The organism is Sphingomonas sp. CCH15-F11 (assembly GCF_001557005.1).
Classification (GTDB): Bacteria; Pseudomonadota; Alphaproteobacteria; order Sphingomonadales; family Sphingomonadaceae; genus Sphingomonas.
In genome coordinates this window covers 1-21,496 of sequence record NZ_LSKG01000170.1, presented here as the reverse complement: position 1 = coordinate 21,496, position 21,496 = coordinate 1, and the positions used below count along the sequence as shown (strand labels likewise).

The following is a 21,496-nucleotide window of genomic DNA, read 5'->3' as shown; positions in this document are numbered from 1 at the left end:
GCCGCTCCCCCCTATTTCAATGCCGCGATCACGTCGGCGGCGAAGCGTTCGACCTCGAACCCATTGCCGACGGGGTCCTCGCCGCGCCGCACGATGACCAGCCGATGCTGCGGCACGACCATGACGAACTGGCCGCGATTGCCCTGGGCCGAAAAGGTGCCGGCGGGCAGCCCCTGTTGCGGGCCGAACAGCCACATCGTCGCGCCATAGCGCGGGCCGTTGCCCGCGGGCTGCGGGCCCACGGGCGTCGTCATCGTCCGCATCCAGCCGGCGGGCAACAGGCGGCGGCCCTGCCACACCCCGTCCTGGAGCCAGAACTGGCCGAGCCGGGCGAGGTCGCGGGCGGTCGTATACACCTGTGACGACAGCACGAAATTGCCCTGCCAGTCCGCACCCGCCGTCGTGTGGCGCATGCCCAGCGGGGCGAACAGCCGGGTCGCCGGATAGGCGTGATACCGCGCATCGTCGGCCATCGCGGCGCGGATCGCCCGCATCGCCAGCAGGATGTCGTTATTGGCGTAGCGAAAACGCGTGCCCGGCGGCGCGATCAACGGCCAGCCGGTCGCCTGTTCGGTGACGGTGGTGCCGCCGAAATAGATCGCGTCGGTGCGGTTGCCCGCGGTGTCGCTGTGCAGCCCGGACGACATGCGCAGCAGGTTTTCGAACGTGATCGCGGCGCGCGGATCGCCGGGCGTGCGCCATTCGGGCACCAGGGCGGGCGCGCGCGGATCGACCAGCCGGTCGGCGACCGCCAGCCCCGCGACGGTGCCGGCGATGCTCTTTGCCACCGACCAGGTGCGGTTGGCGGTGAAGGGCCCGAACCCCTCGGCATAGCTTTCGGCGATGATCCGGCCGTCGCGCACGATGACGATGCCGGTCGTCCGCCCGCGATAGAACGCGGTCATCGCCGCAGTCACGCGGACGGCGAGGGCATCCGATGGCCTGGGCGCGATGCCGCGATCGCCCATCGGCCACGGGCGGGGATCGGCAGGCGCAGGCAGCGGCGCGTTGCCTGGTTCGCCGGCCAGGGGAATCCGTTCGCCGCCGATAGGCGCGAGCATGCAGCCGAAGCGCGGCGACCAGGCAGCGACGCGCGGCTTCAGTGCCAGATCGAAGACGACGCTCACGCGGCGCGCCGGCCGGTCGATGCGCGCGGGAAGCTTTGCGACCATCGCCTCATATTCGGGATAGATGCCGGTCAGTTCGAGCGCGGCAACCGCTGCCTCGCTGCGTCCGGCGGCGATCACGCCCTCGCACAGCGCCAGCGCCTTGTAGCCGGCGGCAATGGCACGATGATGGGCGGAAGACGTCGGCGGGGTCGAGACCTGTTGCGCGGCCGCGGGCACGGCCGCCAGCATCAACCCCAGGCTAATCGCGCGTCGCACCCCGTCGTTCTCCCCACCAGGCCAGCCGTTCGGCCACGCGCTTCTCATAACCACGATCGGTCGGGATGTAATAGCTTTCGGCACCCATGCCGTCGGGCCAGTAATCCGCCCCCGAAAAGCCGTCGGGCGCGTCATGGTCATAGGCATAGCCCGCGCCGTAGCCGATGTCCTTCATCAGCCGGGTCGGCGCGTTGAGGATGTTTGCGGGCGGCATCAGCGATCCGGTCGCCTTGGCTGATTTCCACGCGGCTTTTTGCGCGCGATACGCGGCGTTGGATTTGGGGGCGGTGGCGCAATAGAGGCACGCCTGGACGATCGCGAGTTCGCCTTCGGGCGAGCCCAGGAAATCATAGGCGTCCTTGGCGGCGAGGCATTGGACCAGCGCCTGCGGATCGGCCAGGCCGATATCCTCGCTGGCGAAGCGCGTCAGCCGGCGCAGCACGTAGAGGGGCTCCTCGCCCGCGGTGAGCATCCGCGCGAGATAGTAGAGCGCGGCGTCCGGGTCCGATCCGCGCAGCGATTTGTGCAGCGCGGAGATGAGGTTGTAATGCCCCTCGCGGTCCTTGTCATAGACCGGCATTCGCCGGTGGAGCAGCGCCGACAAGGCGGCCGGGTCGAGCGGTTCCGCGATCTCGACCGAGAACAGCGTCTCGACCTGGTTGAGCAGGAAGCGGCCGTCGCCATCGGCGCTGGCGATCAGCGCGGCGCGGGCATCGTCGGTCAACGGCAGCGCGCGGCCGGTCTCCCCCTCCGCGCGTGCGATCAGCGTGGCGAGTGCCCCTGCGTCCAGCCGGCGCAGGATGAGCACCTGTGCGCGGCTGAGCAATGCGGCGTTCAATTCGAACGACGGATTCTCAGTCGTCGCCCCGACCAGGATGACGGTGCCGTCCTCGACATAAGGCAGGAAACCGTCCTGCTGCGCGCGGTTGAAGCGGTGGATTTCATCCACGAACAGCAGCGTACGCTGGCCGATCCGCGCATGGTCGCGTGCTTCGGCGAACATTTTCTTGAGGTCGGCGACGCCGGAAAAGACCGCCGAAATCTGGGCGTAGCGCAGGCCGACCGCGGCGGCGAGCAGCCGCGCGATCGTCGTCTTGCCGGTGCCGGGCGGCCCCCACAGGATCATGCTGGACAGCTTGCCCGCCGCCACCATCCGCCCGATCGCGCCGTCCGCGCCGGTCAGGTGATCCTGCCCGACGACCTCGCCCAGCGTGCGGGGACGGAGCCGGTCGGCAAGCGGCGCGTCGGGGGCTGGGATGTCCTGCGCAGAGGGCGGGGGATCGTCGGCGAACAGGTCGGGCATGATGCGCAAGATAGGGCGTGACGCGATGCCTGCCTATGCCCGGTGACTGGCAAGCCCCGCCATCGGGTCAAACAATCTATGCATAATGTTATCTAAAATTGACACAACGTCGAGTTTGGCATACATCGCCCCTACACATAGCCAGGATTGTGGGGGGAGCAGGACATGCCGTTCCGGGAAAAGATCGCGTGGATCACGCTGGGCGCGGTGTTGCTGCTCGCCACCATCTATTTTGGCGGCCTGATCGGCAGCCATGCCGGTCCGGCAGTGCTGAGAATCCACAGCATCGTCCTGTTGATCGGCGCAGTGATCATCGCGACGCTGTATTCGATCATCGCGACGACCATCGTCGCGCTGCGTGGCCGCGACGAGGCGACGGCACCCGCCGACGAGCGCGACCGGATGATTTCGACGCGCGCGGCGTCGATCGCCTATCCCGTGCTGATCCTGGCGATGCTGGCGGCGGGGATCAGCGCGCATCTGGGCAACAGCCTGATCGGCGTGCTCAACGCGCTGCTCGGCGCGCTGGTGGTGGCCGAACTGGTCCGCTGCGCGGCGGAGATCATCGGCTATCGGCGCAGCTGATGGCCCGGCCACCGATCCGCAACGACATCCGCACGCTGCGCTTCCTGGCGGGCGAGATGACCCAGGCGGACCTGGGGCAGCAGGTCGGGGTAACCCGCCAGACGATCGCGGCGATCGAGCAGGGGCGCTATTCCCCGACGCTGGAAACCGCGTTCCGCATCGCGCGCGTGTTCGACAAGCCGCTGGAGGCGGTGTTCCAATGGGCAGAGGAGGCCGGTTCGGACGATTGACCGGGCATGGCCCGACCTCGACCGGTCGGCCGCGTCAGTGCAGGACGACCCCGGCATCGACCAGGCGCACGTCGTGCATCTGGTTGAGATACGCCTCGTAATAGCCCTTGTGCGATGCGCCGACGATCGCGAGCAGCCGCGTGCCCGGCTGGCGGCCCAGCACGTCGCGGAGATTGGCGACCATCCGCAGGTTGCGCGTTTCCCAATAGCCGACATAGCCGCGGCCGAATTGCTGGGGGGACGGCTCGACCAGCGCCGCGCCGAAATCGGAGCGATAGGCGCGGTCGGGATAGGACGGCGCATTATAGGCGCGGTACATGGCCAGCACGCCATCGGGCTGCGCAAGGCCGGCATTGAGCCGCTCGTCCTCCGCCTGACGCGCGCGGGTGTCGGGGTTGTCCCAGGCGCGCATGATCGCCTCGCCGGCGGCCTGGCGCTCGGCGGGATCCGCGCTGTCGGGCGCATCCGCGCTATGGTCGTCGACGCTCCATACGCGTTCCAGTCCGAGCCGTGCCGCCAGGGTCGCGCCGATCAGGACCGATTCATTGCGCCGCCGGGCCAGCGCGGCAAGTTCGTTCACCAGCGCATCGTCCAGACCGTCGCCGGCGTGCTGCTCCTGCTCCGGCAGGCGCAGCCATTGCACCAGCGCCGAATGACGCTCGCCCGCCGCCAGAAACACCGCAGCCAGGCGCCGCCGGTCGGCCGCACCCGGCGCGGCCGGCCACGCGGCGAGCAGGCGCTCGGCCTCCGCATTTGCCGCGGGCACGTCGAGCCCGGTCGCGCGGGCGGCGGCGGTGACGTCCGGGCAATAATCGTCGACGGTGGCGGCATAGCGCGCGGGATAGCGGCGCAGCGCGTCGCATTGCAGGCCCGACAGATCCTCTGTCGCGATCGCGGTGGGACGCCATGCCGCCAGGCGATCGAGCAGCGGATCGAGCATCGACGGCGTGAAGAAGTCAGGTGCGCCCGACAGATGCGGTGAGCCGAGCGTGAGCACCTCGTTCGGTGCGCCGGCGGGCGGCCCCTTCAGCGTGTCCGGGCGGAACGCCGGCCGATAATCCTGGGCGAGTGCGGCACCGGAAGCCAGGACCGACAGCGCCGAAATGCCACGCAAGACGCAACGGAGGCTCCGCGACAGATTGAAAATGCGCATATCGCGGGCTTAACGCAGGTGCCTTATATTGGCAATACACTCGATGCCGGCACGCTGTTCAGGCGCGGCAGTCAACCGATTGTTGCGGCGCCAGCACCTCCAGATACGCCTCCAGCGCCGCCTGGTTGGCGCTTTCCCAGACATAGCGCTGCGCGGCGCGGTGGCCGGCCTCGCCCGCCGAGCGGCGGAGTGCGGGGTCCTCGACCAGCTGCTGGATCGCGTCGGCATAGGCGCGGATATCGGTCGGGGGCACCAGAAAGCCGGTGACGCCCTGCTGCACCAGATCGACCGCGCCGGTCGCGCGGGCGGCGACGACTGCGACGCCCGCCGCCATCGCTTCGGTCGTCACATTGCCGAAGGTTTCGGTGACGCTGGGCATGAAGAACACGTCCATGCCGGCAACCGCGCGGCCGAGATCGTCGCCCGACTGGAAGCCGGTGAAGATCGCCTCGGGCACCCGTTCGGTGAACCAGCCGCGTGCCGGGCCGTCGCCGATCACCAGCACCTTGTGCGGCACGCCGCGCCGTTTCAGCTCCGCGATCACGTCGGCGAAGATGCCCAGCCCCTTTTCGAGCACCAGCCGCCCGAGAAAGCTGACCGCAACGTCGTCGTCGCCGATGCCGAGCGATCGCCGCCACGCCGGATCGCGGCGGGCGGGATTGAAGCGCGCATGGTCGATGCCGCGCGACCAGATCGAGATCGGCGTCGTCACCCCCCAGCCGCGCAGCACTTCGCCCATGCTGGGGCTGGGCACCAGCACGCGATCGACGCGGTTGTAGAAGCGCTTCGACAGCCCGATCATCAGCGGCTCGAGCATGCCCAGGCGGTAATAGCGCGCATAGGTTTCGAACCGGGTGTGGAGCGAGGCGACCGTCGCGATGCCATTGCGCCGCGCCCAGCTGACCGCGCGGTGGCCGGTGATTTCGGGTGCGGCGACGTGGACGAGGTTGGGAGCAAAGGCGGCAAGGTCGCGCCTGACCCCGCCCGACAGGCCAAGCCCCAGGCGATATTCGTCGCGCCCGAGCGGCAGCGCGAGCGCGGGTACATCGACCAGGTCGCCGGTCGGCTCGAACGCGGGACGTGCGACCGTTGGCGAATAGACGCGCAGGGTGACGCCGGCATCGAGCAGGTGGCGCGCAAGCTTGTTCAGCGCCTGGTTCGCGCCGTCGCGGACATAGTTGTAGTTCCCGCTGAAGATCGCGACGCGGATGTCGGAGGGCTGCATCGGCGAGCGCATAGCCGTCGCCGCGCGGCTTGCCAACGGAACGCGCACAGGCGGTGCGGGTTGTCACGCCGTCAGCACGGGAGCGCGAAGATGGCGAACAGCTTCAAAAAGGGTCAGGCGGTGACGTGGCACTGGGGCAGCGGCACGGCGAAGGGCAAGGTGGCCGAACGCTTCGACCGCCGCGTCCAGCGCACGATCAAGGGCAGCAAGATCGCCAAGAACGGGACGAAGGACAATCCGGCCTATCTGGTCGAGCAGGAAGACGGGGGACGCGCGCTGAAGCGCGGGAGCGAGTTGAGCGCGGGGTGAGGTCTCAAAAAGGGTAATCGCGCGAAGGCGCGAAGGCGCGAAGGAAAGGTATTTTCACGCAGAGACGCGAAGGACGCAGAGCGGTTTCGCCGCGCAGCGGCTGTCCCTCTCCTGCAATCGGGGCGGGACGGGCCAACACGTCAATTCCCCTCCGCGTCCTCTGCGCCTCCGCGTGAAAACAGCTTCTTTGCGCCTTCGCGCCTTCGCGTGAACAAATCCCCGAGCGCCAACGAACCGAACGCCGCTTCGGCTATTCCCTTTTTGTTCCGCGCATCCTACACTCCTCGCATGGCGAAGCCCCGCAAGCGTTATGTCTGTCAGCAATGTGGTTCCGCGACGTCGCAATGGCAGGGCCAGTGCGCGGATTGCGGGGAGTGGAACACGCTGGTCGAGGATGCCGGCGCGGTGGTGACGCCGTTCCAGGCGCGACACAATCTGCAATCGGGCGGGCGGGCGATCCTGATGTCGGGGCTGGACACCGACGTGCCGCTGCCCGAGCGGATGGGCACCGGCATCGCCGAACTCGATCGCGCGCTGGGCGGGGGCTTTGTCGAGGGATCGGCGACCCTGATCGGCGGCGATCCCGGCATCGGCAAGTCGACCCTGCTGCTCCAGGCGGCGGCCAAGCTGGCGCTGGCGGGCAAGCGCGTCGCCTATGTTTCGGGCGAGGAAGCGGCCGACCAGGTGCGGCTGCGCGCACGGCGGCTGGGGCTTGGCAATGCGCCGGTGCAACTGGCGGCGGCGACGTCGGTGCGCGACATCCTGACCACCGTCGGCCAGGGGGCTGCGCCCGACCTGCTCATCATCGATTCGATCCAGACGATGCACAGCGACCTGATCGAAGGCGCGCCGGGCACGGTCAGCCAGGTGCGGGCGAGCGCGGGCGAGCTGATCCGCTTTGCCAAGGAACAGGGCACCGCGGTCGTGCTGGTCGGCCACGTGACCAAGGACGGCAGCATCGCGGGCCCGCGCGTGCTGGAGCATATGGTCGACACGGTGCTGGCGTTCGAAGGCGAGCGCAGCCACCAGTATCGCATCCTGCGCGCGGTCAAGAACCGCTTCGGCGGCACCGACGAGATCGGCGTGTTCGCGATGGACACCGGCGGGCTGGCGGAAGTCGGCAATCCGTCCAGCCTGTTCCTGACCAGCCGCGACGAGAGCGTCACCGGCGCGGTGGTCTTCCCCGCGCTGGAGGGCACGCGGCCGGTGCTGGTCGAGGTGCAGGCGCTGACCGTGCGGCTGGCGAGCGGGGCGACGCCGCGCCGCGCGGTGGTCGGCTGGGACAGCGGACGGCTGGCGATGGTGCTGGCGGTGCTGGAGGCACGCTGCGGCCTCAGTTTCTCGACCGCGGAGGTCTATCTGAACATCGCCGGCGGCTATCGCGTGCAGGACCCCGCCGCCGATCTCGCGGTCGCGGCCGCGCTCGTCTCGGCGCTCGCCGAGCGGCCGGTCGCCGCCGACATGATCGCGTTCGGCGAGATCGCGCTGTCGGGCGAGATCCGCCCGGTCGCGCACGGGGCGCTGCGCATGAAGGAAGCGACCAAATTGGGCTTTGGCCGTGCGCTGGCTCCGGCGAGCCAGCAGCGCGAGGGCACCGGCATCGAGCTGGCGGGGTTTCGCACGCTGCGCCAATTCGTTGACCATATGCTCGGACGCGGCTAGCCGTCGAACGCACGGCGGATCGTCCGCCGTTCCCGCATGACATGGATTTCTGCGCTCGCATGGACCTGACCGCGCTCGACATCATCGTGCTGATCGCAGTCGGGGGCGCGGCGGTGCTGGGCCTGTGGCGCGGCTTCGTCACCGAAGTCCTGTCGCTGATGGCGTGGATCTTCGTGGTGTTTGCGCTCAAGGTCGCGCACGCGCCGCTGACCGAACTGCTGGTCGGCGGGGTCGGCACCGCGTCGGGCGCGGCGGTGCTCGCCTTCGCGATCCTGGCGGGGGGAACCTATTTCGGCGGGCGGATGGTCGCCAACGCGGTCGGCCGGCGCACGCGCACGTCGGTGCTGGGACCGATCGACCGGGGCCTGGGCTTCGGCTTTGGCGCATTGAAGGGCCTGGTTTTGGCCAGCCTGGGCTTCCTGCTCGTCGTGCTGGTCTATGACACGTTGGGCGGCGGTCCGGCGGGGCGGCCGCAATGGATGGTGACGTCGCAGACCTATCCGCTGCTTAATTCGACGAGCGCGTCGATCGCCGACCTGGTCGATCGCCGCCGTCGCGGCGAGCCGCTGTTCGACGCCGCGCGCGCGCCGGACAAGGCGACCGCGAGCCGGGCACGACCGAAATGAGCGCGCCGCTCTATAATGCACGCATCCTGCGGCTCGCAGCATCGATTCCGCACCATGCACCGCTTGCCGATCCGATGGCCGTGGTCGAGCGCCGCTCGCCGGTGTGCGGCAGCCGGATCAGCGTCGAGGTCCGCGTCGATGCGGCGGGGCGGCTGACGGCGCTCGGCCTCGACGTCGGCGCCTGTGCGCTTGGCCAGGCGTCGGCGGCGCTGATGGCGGCGCATGCGATCGGGCGGGGGGCCGACGAACTGGCCGCGGTGCGCGATGCGTTGGCAGCATGGCTGGCGGGCGAGGGTGCGTTGCCCGACTGGCCCGAGCTCGAGCTGTTCGACGCGGCACGCGCGCATGCCGCGCGTCACGCCTCGATCCGGCTGCCGTTCGAGGCGGTTGCGGCGGCGGCGGCGCAGGCGTGCCCTGCCCCGGTGGAGGCGCGCTGACAATGGAAAGCCATGGCCCCAGCATGATCACCGAGGGCGCGCCGCTGCTCGGCTTCGGCCTGGTCTTCGTCCTGCTGTTCCGCAAGCTGGGGCTCGGGGCGACGCTGGGCTTCCTGGTCGCGGGCGCGGTCGTCGGTCCGCAGGTGCTGGGGCTGGTCGGCGAGGCGGAATCGAAGCTGGTCATTGCCGAGCTCGGCATCATCCTGCTGCTGTTCCTCGTCGGGCTGGAGCTGAGCCCGTCGCGATTGTGGCGGATGAAGCAGGACATTTTTGCGCTGGGGCTGCTGCAGGTCGTGCTGTGCGGCGTCGCGATCGCGGCGCTGGTGTGGGGCGTCGCGCAATTTTCGCCCGCCGCCGCGATTGCGCTCGGCCTGCCACTGGCGCTGTCGTCGACGGCGCAGGTGCTGCCGATGCTGCAATCGGCCGGGCGGCTGCGCACCCCGTTCGGCGAGCGCGCCTTTGCCATCCTGCTGTTCCAGGACCTGTCGATTGTGCCGCTGATCACGATCGTCGCGGCGCTGTCGCGCAATCCCGCCGATGCGGGCGGGCCGCCGGGCTGGCTGCTGGGGCTCTATACCGTGCTGGCGATCGGGGGGCTGGTGCTGTCGGGGCGCTTCCTGCTCAGGCCGCTGTTCCGGCTGATCGGCAACCTCAACGAGCGCGAGATGTTCGTGTTCGCCGGGCTGTTCACCGTGCTGGCGAGTGCCGCGATCATGCAGGCGCTGGGGCTTTCGACCGCGCTGGGCGCGTTCGTCGCGGGCGTGATGCTGGCGGACAGTCCCTATCGCCACGAGCTGGAAGCCGATGTCGAGCCGTTCCGCACCATCCTGCTCGGTCTGTTCTTCCTGGCGGTGGGCATGATGCTCGACCTGGGCGCGATCGCCGAGCGACCGGCGTTCGTGATCGGCATGGCGGCGCTGCTGATCGTCACCAAGACCGCGGTCATCACCGGGATCGGCATGGCGTTCCGGATGGAGTGGCGCCCGGCACTCGCGCTCGGCCTGCTGCTCAGCCAGGGCGGCGAGTTCGGTTTCGTCCTGTTCACCCAGGCGCAGAACGCGCTGCTGATCGCGCCGGAAGCCGCCAGCCTGTTCGGGGCGATCGTCACGCTGTCGATGGCGACCACGCCGTTCCTGATGATGTTCACCCGCCGTTTCCGCGCCGATGCCGCGACCGGACCGACCGGCGAGGGGCTGGAGACGCCCAGCCATGACGGGGCGAGCGCGATCGTGATCGGTTATGGCCGGTTTGGGCAGACGGTGGGCCAGATGCTGATCGGCCAGGGGCTGGCGGTGACGCTGATCGATACCGATCCCGAGACGATCGAGGTCGCGGGCAGTTTCGGCATGAAGGTCTATTACGGCAACGGCACGCGGCTGGAACTGCTGCGCCAGGCGGGGGCGGCGGATGCCGACCTGCTGCTGTTCTGCCTCGACGGCGACCAGCTCGATGCCGACGCGCTGCATGCGGTCAAGCACGCCTTTCCCCACGCCGCCATCATGCTGCGCGCCTATGACCGCCGCTCGGTCGTGAAGCTGAAGGGCGCGCCGGTCGAGCGGATCACGCGCGAAGTCTATGAATCCGCAATCGCGATGGCGCGCGACGCGATGCGCTGCGTCGGCGTCGACGAGACCGAGATCGAGCGCACCGAGGACGAATATCGCAAGATGGACGCCGATCGGCTGGGCATCCAGGTCGAGACCGGCGACCTCTATGCCGCGTCGGAAAAGCTGTTCTGGCGCCAGCGCCAGCGTGCCCGGACGGAAGAGCAGCCGACGTGAACGTGCTGCTGGGGCTTGCCGCGCTCTCGGGCGGACTTGCAGTGGCGGCGGGCGCGTTCGGTGCGCATGGCGCGAGCGGGCAGGCACAGGAATGGCTGCGCACCGGCGGCATCTATCAGATGGTCCACGCCGTCGCCGCGATCGTCGCGGTGCAGGCGGGGGCGCGGGGCGCGGGCTGGCTGTTCGTCATCGGCGGGCTGGTCTTCGCCGGCACGCTCTACGCAATGGCGCTGGGCGCGCCGCGCTGGTTCGGCGCGATCACGCCGATCGGCGGCCTGCTGATGATCGGCGGCTGGCTGTGGCTGGCGTGGGTGGCGTTGCGGGGGTAGGGGAGCGGCTTTCCGCGTGGCTCGTCTGTCGTCGTGACCACGCCGTTCGTGACCAAAATACAGGCGCAGCAGCCGATGGCGCTGGCAAAGTGGTCGTGCGGCTTACGGCACCCTTCGCGAAATCGGTCGCGATTAACGCCTGCTGAAATCAGAGCCTCGTTACTTTAGTCTTGGCCGTTGCCGCATCAGGACGAAAGGCCGATACGTCGGGAAATGGACGGCAGAAAGCTGCAAAGTCATCGCTAGATGCAGCGGTATTCGTCACGTTACATTCTCGTTCAGGAAGCGCTCGGTGCGGCCCATTTCCTCGCGCACCCAATCGGCAAAGGCGCGGACGTGCGGAGAGGTCCGACGTCCGGCGGGGAGCGCGAGGTAATAGCTCCACGGCGAGGCATGGCGCGGGCCCGACACCGTGACCTCGCGGTTGGCGATCCGGTCGGACATCAGGATCAGATCGAGCACGCCCATACCCGTCCCCGCCATCACCGCCCCGATCACCAGTTCGCGCGACATCACGCGAATCTCCTGCCCGCCGTGCTGCAACTGCGGCCAAGGGTCCCAGTCGTCCTCGCACCCGACCCACAAGATTCGCGGGATCGTCGCGCCATCCGCCCGGTCACTGCGCACCAGCGGGCCGAAATACTGCGGCACCAGCAGATGCGCATCGATGCCCGGCCAGCCGCCCGGGCCGAGCCGGATCGCACAATCGATCCGTTCACGCTCGAGATCAAGCAGGCGCGGCGAGGTCGCCAGACGCACGTCGATCTCAGGCCGAGATTCGGTGAAGCGGGCGAGGCGCGGCAGCAGCCAATTGACCGCAAAGCTGTCATAGGCACTGATCGTCATCACCTGCCTGGCGCTGCGCATATCGTCGACGGCATCGTCAATCGCGGCGAAGGCCCCGCCCAGTTGTGCGGCAAGTTTCGCGCCCTGCACGGTCGGCACCGCCCTTCGCCCCTCGCGTCGAAGCAGTGGCAAGGGCATGGCAGCGTCCAGAGCCTTGAGCTGGTGACTGATCGCAGAGGCGGTCAGTCCCAGCTCGGCGGCCGCCGGGTTCACTCCGCCCAGCCGCACCACGGCTTCGAACACCCGCAGGGCGTTTAGCGAGACGTTGAGCGATGCGCGCGGATTCATTGTTTAGATTTCATCATATGTGATGCGGATGAAGTTGATGGTCATCGCAGCATTTGCGGGGAAAACAAGCACCCATTCAATGGGCCGGAAATTCATATTACATGAAAAATTCAACAATCATGCGACTCGCTGCGGGGCTGCTTGCGGGTATCGCCGCGGGGCCGCTGCACGCCCAGCGCTCCACCGAAAACGCGCTTCAGGCCGCCGAGGATGCGTTCGGCACCAGCATCGGTCGCGAGAACATCGGGCTCTATAGCACGGACGATGTGCGCGGCTTTTCGGCGGTGGACGCGGGAAATGTTCGGCTGGAGGATCTCTATTTCGACCCGGTGACGCTGCCTTCCCCGATACTGCGGTCAACCACCACAATCCGCGTCGGGATCGCGGCGCAGGGCTTTGCCTTTCCGGCCCCCTCGGGCGTCGTCGACATCCGGCTGCGCAGACCTGCCAGAGTTCCCGGTCGCAGCCTGTTCGCCTCGGCCGACACCTTCGGCTTTCTGGTTTCGGAGGCGACCGCCGATGTCCGGTTTTCCCAACGTGTCGGCGCAGCGCTGGGCGCTGGGGCGTATCGCGAGCGCTATGGCAACGGCACCACCGACTGGATCGCCTCAGGCAGCGCCACCTTCGAATGGAAACCGACCGAAACGATAGAGGTGGTGCCCTTTGTCTCCTATGTCGCAATGCGCGAGGCGCAGAGTCCGCCGGATTACATCACCGCGGGCGAATACCTCCCCCCGCGCGTCTCGCGTTTGTTGTTCACCGGGCCGGAGTGGGCCGAGAACTCGCGCAACCGCTACAATTTCGGCGTCATCTTCAAGTGGCAGGAGGGCGGCTGGCGGCTGCGGGCAGGGCTGTTCCGTTCGGTCTCGAACGCGCGCGCGAGCTTTGCCAATCTCTATCTCGACGTGACCCCTGATGCGACTGCGAGTCAGCTGATCGTCACCGATCCGCCCGCGCGCAACGGTTCGACCAGCGGCGAGCTGCGGCTGGACCGCGCCTTTGGCAGCGACGTTCTGCGGCACACGCTCACGCTGTCGCTGCGCGGGCGCCTGCGCGAGCGCCTGTTCGGGGGGAGCCAGTTCGTCGATCTGGGCCGGATCGCGATCGGTGCGCCGCAGCCCGCGCCGCGCCCGGACCGCGCTTTCGGAGCGCAAGACCTCAACCAGATCCGGCAGGGGACGATTGCAGCGGGGTATGCCCTAAACTGGCGGGGCGGCGTCAACCTCAATCTCGGTCTTCAAAAGACTGGCTACCGCCAGCGCGCCGTGCCCGGCAACGGGGCGGCGCTGGTCGGCAGGTCGAGCCCTGTACTGCTCACCGCCACCGGTTCCCTGCGGCTCAGCGAGCGCGTCTCGGCCTATGCCAGCTACGCCGAGGGGCTGGAGGACAGCGGCGCCGCGCCAGGCAGCGCGACCAACCGCAACGCCCCGCTGCCTGCGAGCCGCACCCGTCAGTACGATATTGGCTTGCGCTGGAAGGTGAAGCCCGATCTCAGCCTGGTCTTGGGTGCCTATGATCTGAGCCGCCCCTACTTCCAGTTCGACCCGCAAGGCGCGTTCAGCCAGCTCGGCAGCACCGCGAACCGGGGCATCGAGGTGAGCCTGTCGGGCGCGATCACCCCGCGGCTCGATGTGGTGGGCGGGGCGATCATCGGCGACTCCAAGGTACGCGGCTCGGCAGTTGAGGCAGGACTGGTAGGGACCGAAGCGGTCGGGCGGCCGGACCGGCGCTTCAACCTCGCCTTCGACTGGAGACCGCCCTTGGCCGAAGGCGTCACCCTGTCGCTCGGGGTACGGACACAATCCTCGATCATCGCAACCAGCAGCAACGCCGTTCGCGTACCCGCGCGGACCCTGTTCGATGCGGGCGTGCGCTACGGCTTCCGGCTTGGCGAACTTCCGGCGCAGGCGCGGCTGAGCGCCACCAACCTAGCCGACACCTTCGGATGGGACGTTTTCGGGAGCGGCGTTTACGGCTTTATTGATGGGCGCGCGGTGCAGCTTAGCTTGGGGATCGATTTCTAGGTCGCACGGCATGCAACCACGTCCGATTAGCCGCGTGGCGAGCTGCGAGCACTGCAGGTCGAGATCGGTCGCCGGGCAAAACACCGGCATGTCCGCTCCCCAACCAATATGCGGCCTTCGCGACGGGCAATCCGGGACCAGCCGACCATCCCCTACCGCCCCGTCATCCGGCAACGATCGGAGCAGTAGACCACATTCTCCCAGTCGCGCGCCCATTTCTTGCGCCAGGTGAAGGGGCGCTGGCAGACCGGGCAGGTCTTGGTCGGCAGGTCGCGCTTGCTGACGCCGTTGGGCATCAGCGCGGCTGGCGGTTCAGGAAGTCGGCGATGGCGGCGAGGTCGACGGTCTTGTCGAGATAGGTCCGGCCGATGCCGCGGGCGAGCAGGAAGGGCAGCGTGCCGCCCGCCATTTTCTTGTCGTGGCGCATATGCGCGACCAGGGCCTCGCCCGACGCGGTGATGCCCGCCGCTGCCAGCCCGTCGGGCAGGCCGACCGCGCTGAGGTGCGCGGCGACGCGGGCGGCGTCCTCATCCGCGCACAGGCCCTGATCGGCGGAAAAGGCGAAGGCGAGCGCCATGCCGGCCGCCACCGCCTCGCCATGCAGCAGCCGGTCGGTAAAGCCGGTCTCCGCCTCCAGCGCATGGCCGAAGGTGTGGCCGAGGTTGAGGAGTGCGCGGGTGCCGGTCGTCTCGCGCTCGTCCGCGCCGACGATCCGCGCCTTGGCCGCGACCGAATGCGCGATCGCGGTCGCGCGCGCGGACGCGTCGCCGGCCAGCAGCGCCGCACCCTGCGCCTCGCACCAGGCAAAGAAGCCGGCATCGTCGATCAGCCCGTATTTGACCACCTCGGCATAGCCCGCACGCAGCTCGCGCGGCGGCAGCGTGGCAAGCACGTCGGGGTCGATCAGCACCAGGGCGGGCTGGTGAAACGCGCCGACCAGATTCTTGCCCGCGCGCGCGTTGATCGCGGTCTTGCCGCCGACCGAGCTGTCGACCTGGGCGAGCAGCGTCGTCGGCACCTGAATGAAGTTGCAGCCGCGCTTGAGGATGGCGGTGACGAAGCCGACCAGATCGCCGATCACCCCGCCGCCCAGCGCGATGACATGGTCGTCGCGCTCGACCCCCAGCGACAGCAGCGTGTCGGTGAGCTGTTCGAGCATCGACCAGCTCTTGCTCGCCTCGCCCGGCGGCAAGATGATGGGTTCCGCGGCGACGCCGGACTGGGCCAGCGATGCGCGCAACGTCGCGAGATGGGGGCCAAGGTTGCTGTCGGTGACGATGGCGACGGGGCGCTTGCCCGCCAGCGGCGCGATCAGATCGCCGGCACGGGCGAGCAGGCCCGGCGCGATCCGCACATCATAGCTGCGATCGCCGAGCGAAACCGGAATGACGGTCAAGGATACAGGGCCTTCAGGATAGCGTTGACGGTGGCATCGTGCGGCGTGCGGTTGCTGGCCACGCGGATCGGGGCCATCGCATAGAGCGGGTTGCGCTGGTTGGCGAGGTCGCTCAGCACCGCCAGCGGATCGCGATTGCGCAGCAGCGGCCGGGTGTCGCGCTTCCTGACCCGTTCCGCCAGCACGTGCGGATCGGCGTCGAGCCATACGGCGAGCGCGTGATCGAGGATGAGTTCGCGCGTCTGTTCGTTGACGAACGCGCCGCCGCCGGTCGCCACCACGCGCGGGCTGCCGTCGATCAGCCGCGCGATCACGCGGCGTTCGCCATCGCGGAAATGGGGTTCGCCATAGCGTTCGAAAATCTCAGCGATGGTCATCCCCGCCGCCTTCTCGATTTCGACATCGGCATCGACGAAGGGCAGGTCGAGCCGCGCGGCCAGCCGGCGGCCGATCGTCGATTTGCCCGCGCCCATCAGCCCGATCAGCACGATCGGCTTGCCGGTCCAGCGAGGTTGCGGTGCGAGTTGGGTCGACATCATTGCGGGGGGCTATACAGCGACGCCGCCTGTCGGGCAAAAGGCCCCCGATTCAATCTCGTTCCATTCCGGTCCACACCGGTTGCAAGGATGCCGCCTGCCCATGTCCCGTTTGCTGTTGTTGCTGATCGTCATTGTCGTGCTGGTGGTCGGCGGGTTGTTCGTGCTGGCTGGCCGCGATTCGGCGAAGGAACCCGTGCGCGTCGAAAAGGTGGTCTCGATTGAAAATCTCTCGAACTAGCGCGATCTGCGTCACCGTCGCGCTGGGCGCGATGGTCGCCGCGCTGCCCGCGCTCAGTCAGGATACGCCCGAATCGCTGCTGCCACCGGGCTTCAATGACCCGGTCGAGCCGGCACCGTCGCCGACGCCCGCGCCCGCCGCGACGCCGCAGGGCGGAGAGACCCTCGTCCGGCCCGCCGGTCCGCCCGACGACCTGACCGGCAACGCGGCGCTCGGCAATGACAGCCTTGGCGAGGCGGTGGCGGAAGAACTGACGCCCGAGGAGCTGGAGCGTTACGAACTGCCCGCATTTGCCCGCCGGTCGCTCAACCGTGTCGGTTTCGCGGCGGCGGGGCGCGGCGGACTGCCCGCCAACGCGTTCGGCGGCGACAATGGGCGCTTCCTGGAAGTGCTGATGCGCCGGCTGGACGCGCCGATCGCGTCGCGCTGGCTGTCGATCGCGCTGCGCCGCGCGCTGGTGAGCGAGGTCGACACGCCCGCCGGGGTCAACGGTGCCGATTTCGCCGCCGAGCGCGCGTGGCTGCTGATCCGGATGGGCGAGGCCAATGCCGCGCGTGGCGTCGTCCAGTCGGTCGATGTCGCCGACTATACCCCCAAGATGTTCCAGATCGCGCAACAGGCGGCGCTCGCCACCGGCGACCCGGCCGGGATGTGCCCGCTGGTCGACGGGGCGATGCGGGTCAGCGCCGAACGCGGCTGGCGGGTGGCGGAGGCGATGTGCGCGGCACTGGCCGGCCGGCCCGAGGAGGCCGGGCGGCTGATCGACGCGGCGCGGCGGCAGGGCGCGGCACGCGGCATCGACCTGGTACTGGCCGAAAAGATCGTCGGCGCGGGGGCGCAGGGCCGGCGCGCGGTGACGGTCGAATGGGACAATGTCGACCGGCTGGATGCGTGGCGCTGGGGGCTGGCGGCGGCAACCGGCGAGGTGGTGCCCGCGCGGCTGATCGACACGGTGGGGCCGCAGGTGCGGCTGTGGCAGGCGCTCGCCCCGGCGCTGCCCGCGGCCGACCGGCTGGCGTCGGCGGAGCTGGCGGCGGTGCGCGGCGTCTATTCGGGCGCGGCCTATCGCGATCTGTTCGCGCTGGTCAGCGAGGCACAGGACGTCGCGGGTGCCGACGCGACGGTGATCGAGGGGCTGACCGACGCCTATGCCGCCCAGTCGATCGAGGGTCGGCTGACCGCGCTGCGCAACCTGTGGCAGGGATCGACGCCGATCCAGCGCCACGCGCGACTGGTGCTGACCAGCGATGCGGCGGCGCGCATCCCGGCCGCCGAAGCCTATGTCGGCGATGCCGACGCGCTGATCGCGTCGATGCTGACCGCGGGCAAGGACCTCCGCGCGTTGCGCTGGCGCGGCCTGGTGCCGGCACGCAGCGATGGCTGGGCGATGCTAGCGCTGGCCGATCCGGGCGGCCGCATCGCGGTCGATGGCGGCGACCTGTCGGACTATGGCGGCGCGGAATCGCGCAAGGCGCAGCTTCTGTTCGCCGGGCTGGCCGGGCTGGGCCGCCTGCCCGAAAACCAGGTCGCCGACATCGCCCAGGCGCTGGCGGTGCCGATCAATACCGACAATAGCTGGACCGATGCGATCCGCACCGCCGCGAGCCGCGGCGAGCCGGGCACCGTCCTGCTGCTCGCCGCGGTGGGCATGCAGACCGGCGACTGGCGCGGCGTGTCGCCGGTGGCGCTGTTCAACATCGTCGCGGCGCTCGACGCAGTGGGGCTGAACGGCGAGGCCCGGATGATCGCTGCGGAAGCGATCGCGCGCGCGTGAGCGCGCCGGGCGATCCCGCGCTGATCGACCGGTTTCTGGAAATGATGGCGGCCGAGGCGGGGGCGGCGCGCAACACCATCGCGGCCTATGCCAGCGACCTCCGCCTGGCGTCGGAGGCCGCCGGGGGGCAGCTTGCGGCGGCCGACCGGGCGGCGATCGAACGGGTGACGGGCGACTGGGCGCCGCTGGCCCGCGCGACAGTGGCGCGCAAGTCGGCGGCGCTGCGCCGCTTTTTCGATTTTCTGGTCGACGAGGGATTTCGCGCCGACAATCCCGGCGCGGCGCTGCCCCGCCCGGGCGCGGCGCGGCCATTACCCAAAATCCTGTCGACCGGCGATGTCGACCGGCTGTTCGCGGTGATCGCCGAACGGCTGGCGCGCACGCCGGTCGACCCGGCGGATCGGCGCCTGTCCGCGCTGGTCGAGCTGCTCTACGGGTCGGGATTGCGCGCGACCGAGCTGGTGTCGCTGCCGCGCAATGCGGTGTCGCCCGATCGCCCATTCGTCATCCTGCGGGGCAAGGGCGGGCGCGAGCGGCTGGTGCCGATTTCGGATCGCGCGCGTGCCGCCGTGGCGGCGTGGCGCGGCGAGGTGCCGGCGGCCAGCGCGTGGCTTTTCCCGTCGCGCGCCGGGCATCTCAGCCGGGTGCGGCTGTTCCAGCTGATCCGCGCACTGGGTGCGGCGGCGGGCATCCCGCCCGACCGGATCAGTCCGCACGTGCTGCGCCACGCATTTGCCACGCACCTTCTGGAAGGGGGCGCGGACCTGCGCGCGCTCCAGGCGATGCTGGGGCATGCCGACATCGCGACGACCGAAATCTACACCCATGTCGACAGTCGCCGGCTGGTCGAGCTGGTCAATGCGCGCCATCCGCTCGTTGACGTAAAGCCCCGTCGGCCCTAGCCCGCGCGCCATGGTGATGTTTCTGGATTTCGAAAAGCCGATCGCCGAGCTTCAGGCTCGCATCGACGAACTGCGCGATACCGCGAGCAGCGGCGAGCTCGACATCGGCGCGGAGATCGCGCGGCTGGAGGCCAAGTCGGAACGGCTGCTGCGCGAGACCTATCAGCGGCTGACGCCGTGGCAGAAGACGCAGGTCGCGCGCCACCAGGACCGGCCGCATTTCAAGCATGTCGTCGCCGCGCTGTTCGACGATTTCATGGCCTTGGGCGGCGACCGCGCCTTTGCCGACGATCAGGCGATCCTGGGCGGCTTCGCCCGGTTTCGCGGTCAGCGGGTGGTGGTGATCGGCCATGAAAAGGGCGACGATACCGCCAGCCGGCTGCGCCACAATTTCGGCATGGGCAAGCCGGAAGGCTATCGCAAGGCGATGCGCCTGATGGAGCTGGCCGACCGGTTCGGCCTGCCCGTCGTGACGCTGGTCGACACGCCCGGCGCGTTTCCCGGCGTCCAGGCGGAGGAGCGCGGCCAGGCCGAGGCGATCGCGCGTTCGACTCAGGTCAGCCTGAAGCTGGGCGTGCCGATGGTGTCGGCGATCCTGGGCGAGGGCGGATCGGGCGGCGCGATCGCGCTGGCGGCGGGTAACCGAGTGCTGATGATGGAGCACGCGGTCTATTCGGTGATCTCGCCCGAGGGGTGTGCGTCGATCCTGTGGCGCACCGCCGACAAGGCGGCCGATGCAGCCGAGGCGATGAAAGTGACGGCGCAGGAGCTGAAGGCGCTCAAGGTCATCGACATGGTCGTGCCCGAGCCGATGGGCGGCGCGCATCGCGACCCGGCGGCGGCGATCGGTGCGCTGGGTGACGCGATTGCCGCGGCACTGGCGGGACTGTCGGGCAAGCCGGCGGATGTGCTGCGGCGCGACCGGCGACAGAAATTCCTGGCGATGGGGCGGATTTAGGAGCGTTGAGAGCGAACTGACTCTTCTCAAGCACCTCCCCTTCAGGGGAGGGGCTTGGAACATGTCGCTGCCACAGGCCCCGGCTTCCGCCGGGGCAACGTCCATGAATCGCATGACGCCACAAAACGAAAAGGGCGGCGTGACCGAAGCCACGCCGCCCCCCATCGGAGAATGATGTTTGCGGATCAGCCGCCGGTCGAGGCCGCCGGAGCCGCAGCACCACCGCCGGCGCCCGTCGCCGTGGTCATCGTGCCCGACACGTTCTCGAACGTGCTGGTCAGGCTGCTGCCCAGACCCTGCATGGCGGCAATGGCGGCAACGGCGATCAGCGCGGCGATCAGGCCGTACTCGATCGCGGTGGCGCCCTTGTTGTTCTTCAGGAAAGCGCGAATCTTCTGCATACCGGTCTCCATCTTCAAATAAACTGACTTCAATCACCCGACTGCTCCGGGGAGAGCCCGGTCCAGTAATTGCGTGTATCGGCGATCAGGGTTGAAAAATACTTAAGTGAACAAGGTTATAATCGCGTTAACCACCATTTTGGGGGGAATTTTCGCTGACCTTGGTCGACACATTATTCCAGATTTCCGACGTGACGCTGCCGACGCTGCTCAGGCTGGCGACCATTGCGATCACAACCAGGGAAACGATCAGGCCATATTCGATCGCGGTCGCGCCCTTTTGATCGGCGATCAACCGACGGACCTGGTTTTTCATCCCGCGTGTCAAGATGCCGAACTCCCGCTAATACTGCCCGGTCTACTGCCAAAGGAGTTAATGAATGCTCACCGCCGCGCCCGACGCACTGCCGCTGATGCTGGTCTGCGCGGCGGCGATGGTCGACGGCGACGGCCGCGTGCTGGTCCAGCAGCGGCCGCCGGGCGGTGACATGGCAGGATTATGGGAGTTTCCCGGGGGCAAGATCGAGGCGGGGGAAACACCCGAGGCCGCGCTGATCCGCGAGCTTGGCGAGGAACTGGGCATCAACGTCGAGGCATCGTGCCTGGCCCCGGCGGTCTTTGCCAGCGCGCCGCTGGGCGCGCGCCATCTGTTGCTGCTGGTCTTCGTGCTGCGCAAATGGACGGGCGTGCCGACGGCCCGGCATGCGACCGCGCTCAGATGGTTGCGCCCCGTCGAACTCCACGCCCTGCCGATGCCGCCGGCCGACCGCCCGCTGATCGGGCTGATCGAGGCGTTGATTTAAGGAGGGATGATCTTGTGAGCGGCCCCGGCCGACGCCGGGGTCGCTTGCCAGTTGCGCACGCTAATCTTCACACGAAGCTGTAGGGATCGACGTCGACGCTGACCCGGACGCGCGCCGGCCATGCGAGCGTGCCCAGCCATGCGCGAATTTCGTCCTGAACCGCCAGGCCGCGGGTCGCGTGGACGAGCAGACGGAAGCGGTGGCGCCCGCGCAACATCGCGAGCGGGGCGGGGGCGGGGCCATAGACGTGCATGCCCTCGCGATCGGGCGCAGAACGGCCGATCGCGCGCGCGGTGTCGTCG

General features: G+C 68.9%; 23 protein-coding genes and 2 pseudogenes. 14 read left to right on the top strand and 11 right to left on the bottom strand.

Features of this window, described 5'->3' with window-relative positions:
* Positions 1 to 11: 11 nt before the first annotated feature.
* Entirely contained in the window at positions 12 to 1,385 is a 1,374-nt protein-coding gene (locus AX709_RS17005) for a serine hydrolase domain-containing protein (protein ID WP_231727562.1), read from the bottom strand.
* Entirely contained in the window at positions 1,369 to 2,688 is a 1,320-nt protein-coding gene (locus AX709_RS17000) for a replication-associated recombination protein A (protein WP_066551127.1), read from the bottom strand. Before AX709_RS17000 ends, AX709_RS17005 begins: the two co-directional genes overlap by 17 nt.
* Positions 2,689 to 2,853: 165 nt before the next feature.
* Here AX709_RS17000 and AX709_RS16995 point away from each other — a divergent pair, with 165 nt between their 5' ends.
* Positions 2,854 to 3,273, top strand: a complete 420-nt coding sequence (locus AX709_RS16995) for a hypothetical protein (RefSeq protein ID WP_066480018.1) — start codon at positions 2,854 to 2,856, stop codon at positions 3,271 to 3,273.
* Positions 3,273 to 3,503 carry a helix-turn-helix transcriptional regulator gene (locus tag AX709_RS16990; RefSeq protein WP_066551125.1) on the top strand — a complete coding sequence of 77 codons (231 nt, stop codon included), beginning with the start codon at positions 3,273 to 3,275 and terminating at the stop codon, positions 3,501 to 3,503. The genes AX709_RS16995 and AX709_RS16990 overlap by 1 nt, the downstream gene beginning before the upstream one ends.
* Positions 3,504 to 3,537: 34 nt before the next feature.
* Here the strand turns inward: AX709_RS16990 and AX709_RS16985 are convergent, their stop codons facing one another.
* Both AX709_RS16985 and AX709_RS16980 read right to left on the bottom strand, forming a co-directional pair.
* Positions 3,538 to 4,617 carry a DUF5694 domain-containing protein gene (locus AX709_RS16985; protein WP_231727561.1) on the bottom strand — a complete coding sequence of 360 codons (1,080 nt, stop codon included), beginning with the start codon at positions 4,615 to 4,617 and terminating at the stop codon, positions 3,538 to 3,540.
* 97 nt (positions 4,618 to 4,714) lie between these two features.
* A complete protein-coding gene (locus AX709_RS16980) occupies positions 4,715 to 5,881 on the bottom strand; it encodes a glycosyltransferase family 4 protein (RefSeq protein WP_066551178.1) in 1,167 nt (388 codons plus the stop codon).
* 90 nt (positions 5,882 to 5,971) lie between these two features.
* On the opposite strand from AX709_RS16980, the gene AX709_RS16975 reads away from it, so the two are divergent.
* The 6 genes from AX709_RS16975 to AX709_RS16950 all read left to right on the top strand — a co-directional run bounded on the left by AX709_RS16975 (position 5,972) and on the right by AX709_RS16950 (position 11,025).
* Positions 5,972 to 6,190, top strand: a complete 219-nt coding sequence (locus AX709_RS16975; RefSeq protein WP_066551123.1) for a DUF2945 domain-containing protein — start codon at positions 5,972 to 5,974, stop codon at positions 6,188 to 6,190.
* Between the two features lie 288 nt (positions 6,191 to 6,478).
* Positions 6,479 to 7,852, top strand: a complete 1,374-nt coding sequence (gene radA, locus AX709_RS16970) for a DNA repair protein RadA (protein ID WP_066480009.1) — start codon at positions 6,479 to 6,481, stop codon at positions 7,850 to 7,852.
* A gap of 59 nt (positions 7,853 to 7,911) precedes the next feature.
* Complete coding sequence (locus AX709_RS16965; RefSeq protein WP_066551175.1) at positions 7,912 to 8,478, top strand: CvpA family protein; 567 nt, start codon at positions 7,912 to 7,914, stop codon at positions 8,476 to 8,478.
* Positions 8,475 to 8,915 (top strand): iron-sulfur cluster assembly scaffold protein, encoded by a 441-nt coding sequence (locus AX709_RS16960; protein ID WP_066551120.1) that lies wholly within the window; start codon positions 8,475 to 8,477, stop codon positions 8,913 to 8,915. The genes AX709_RS16965 and AX709_RS16960 overlap by 4 nt, the downstream gene beginning before the upstream one ends.
* 2 nt (positions 8,916 to 8,917) lie before the next feature.
* Complete coding sequence (locus AX709_RS16955) at positions 8,918 to 10,696, top strand: cation:proton antiporter domain-containing protein (RefSeq protein WP_066480003.1); 1,779 nt, start codon at positions 8,918 to 8,920, stop codon at positions 10,694 to 10,696.
* 2 nt (positions 10,697 to 10,698) lie between these two features.
* Positions 10,699 to 11,025 (top strand): DUF423 domain-containing protein, encoded by a 327-nt coding sequence (locus AX709_RS16950; protein WP_443026161.1) that lies wholly within the window; start codon positions 10,699 to 10,701, stop codon positions 11,023 to 11,025.
* A gap of 261 nt (positions 11,026 to 11,286) precedes the next feature.
* Here AX709_RS16950 and AX709_RS16945 read toward each other — a convergent pair whose 3' ends face one another.
* Positions 11,287 to 12,159: a LysR substrate-binding domain-containing protein gene (locus AX709_RS16945; protein ID WP_066551113.1), complete on the bottom strand. Its 873-nt coding sequence runs from the start codon at positions 12,157 to 12,159 to the stop codon at positions 11,287 to 11,289.
* Between the two features lie 119 nt (positions 12,160 to 12,278).
* Between AX709_RS16945 and AX709_RS16940 the strand changes: the two genes are divergently transcribed.
* Complete coding sequence (locus AX709_RS16940; protein WP_066551111.1) at positions 12,279 to 14,183, top strand: TonB-dependent receptor domain-containing protein; 1,905 nt, start codon at positions 12,279 to 12,281, stop codon at positions 14,181 to 14,183.
* A gap of 152 nt (positions 14,184 to 14,335) precedes the next feature.
* On the opposite strand, the gene AX709_RS18425 is transcribed toward AX709_RS16940, so the two are convergent.
* The 3 genes from AX709_RS18425 to AX709_RS16930 are packed head-to-tail and all read right to left on the bottom strand — an operon-like array spanning position 14,336 to position 16,118.
* Positions 14,336 to 14,479 (bottom strand): DUF2256 domain-containing protein, encoded by a 144-nt coding sequence (locus tag AX709_RS18425; protein ID WP_082730879.1) that lies wholly within the window; start codon positions 14,477 to 14,479, stop codon positions 14,336 to 14,338.
* Positions 14,479 to 15,579 (bottom strand): 3-dehydroquinate synthase, encoded by a 1,101-nt coding sequence (gene aroB, locus AX709_RS16935; RefSeq protein ID WP_066551109.1) that lies wholly within the window; start codon positions 15,577 to 15,579, stop codon positions 14,479 to 14,481. The genes AX709_RS18425 and aroB overlap by 1 nt, the downstream gene beginning before the upstream one ends.
* Positions 15,576 to 16,118, bottom strand: coding sequence for a shikimate kinase (locus tag AX709_RS16930; protein WP_066479991.1), 543 nt, complete (start codon positions 16,116 to 16,118; stop codon positions 15,576 to 15,578). The genes aroB and AX709_RS16930 overlap by 4 nt, the downstream gene beginning before the upstream one ends.
* Before the next feature lie 100 nt (positions 16,119 to 16,218).
* Here AX709_RS16930 and AX709_RS19030 point away from each other — a divergent pair, with 100 nt between their 5' ends.
* The 4 genes from AX709_RS19030 to AX709_RS16915 are packed head-to-tail and all read left to right on the top strand — an operon-like array spanning position 16,219 to position 19,990.
* Complete coding sequence (locus AX709_RS19030; protein WP_197417106.1) at positions 16,219 to 16,356, top strand: hypothetical protein; 138 nt, start codon at positions 16,219 to 16,221, stop codon at positions 16,354 to 16,356.
* A complete protein-coding gene (locus tag AX709_RS16925; protein ID WP_082731843.1) occupies positions 16,337 to 18,130 on the top strand; it encodes a hypothetical protein in 1,794 nt (597 codons plus the stop codon). Before AX709_RS19030 ends, AX709_RS16925 begins: the two co-directional genes overlap by 20 nt.
* On the top strand, positions 18,127 to 19,032 hold the full coding sequence (locus tag AX709_RS16920) for a tyrosine-type recombinase/integrase (protein ID WP_269450291.1): 906 nt from the start codon (positions 18,127 to 18,129) through the stop codon (positions 19,030 to 19,032). The genes AX709_RS16925 and AX709_RS16920 overlap by 4 nt, the downstream gene beginning before the upstream one ends.
* A 10-nt stretch (positions 19,033 to 19,042) precedes the next feature.
* The gene (locus AX709_RS16915) at positions 19,043 to 19,990 is read left to right on the top strand and encodes an acetyl-CoA carboxylase carboxyltransferase subunit alpha (RefSeq protein ID WP_066551105.1); all 948 of its coding nucleotides are present in this window, start codon (positions 19,043 to 19,045) and stop codon (positions 19,988 to 19,990) included.
* A 245-nt stretch (positions 19,991 to 20,235) separates the two neighbouring features.
* Here the strand turns inward: AX709_RS16915 and AX709_RS16910 are convergent.
* Together AX709_RS16910 and AX709_RS16905 are read right to left on the bottom strand one after the other, a co-directional pair.
* Positions 20,236 to 20,391 (bottom strand): annotated as a pseudogene (locus AX709_RS16910) (Flp family type IVb pilin); the annotation flags it as partial.
* A 127-nt stretch (positions 20,392 to 20,518) separates the two neighbouring features.
* On the bottom strand, positions 20,519 to 20,719 hold the full coding sequence (locus AX709_RS16905) for a Flp family type IVb pilin (RefSeq protein WP_231727560.1): 201 nt from the start codon (positions 20,717 to 20,719) through the stop codon (positions 20,519 to 20,521).
* 52 nt (positions 20,720 to 20,771) lie between these two features.
* On the opposite strand from AX709_RS16905, the gene AX709_RS16900 reads away from it, so the two are divergent.
* A complete protein-coding gene (locus tag AX709_RS16900) occupies positions 20,772 to 21,194 on the top strand; it encodes a (deoxy)nucleoside triphosphate pyrophosphohydrolase (RefSeq protein ID WP_066551101.1) in 423 nt (140 codons plus the stop codon).
* A gap of 67 nt (positions 21,195 to 21,261) precedes the next feature.
* On the opposite strand, the pseudogene AX709_RS16895 reads toward AX709_RS16900, so the two are convergent.
* Positions 21,262 to 21,496: pseudogene (locus AX709_RS16895) on the bottom strand (primosomal protein N'); the annotation flags it as partial.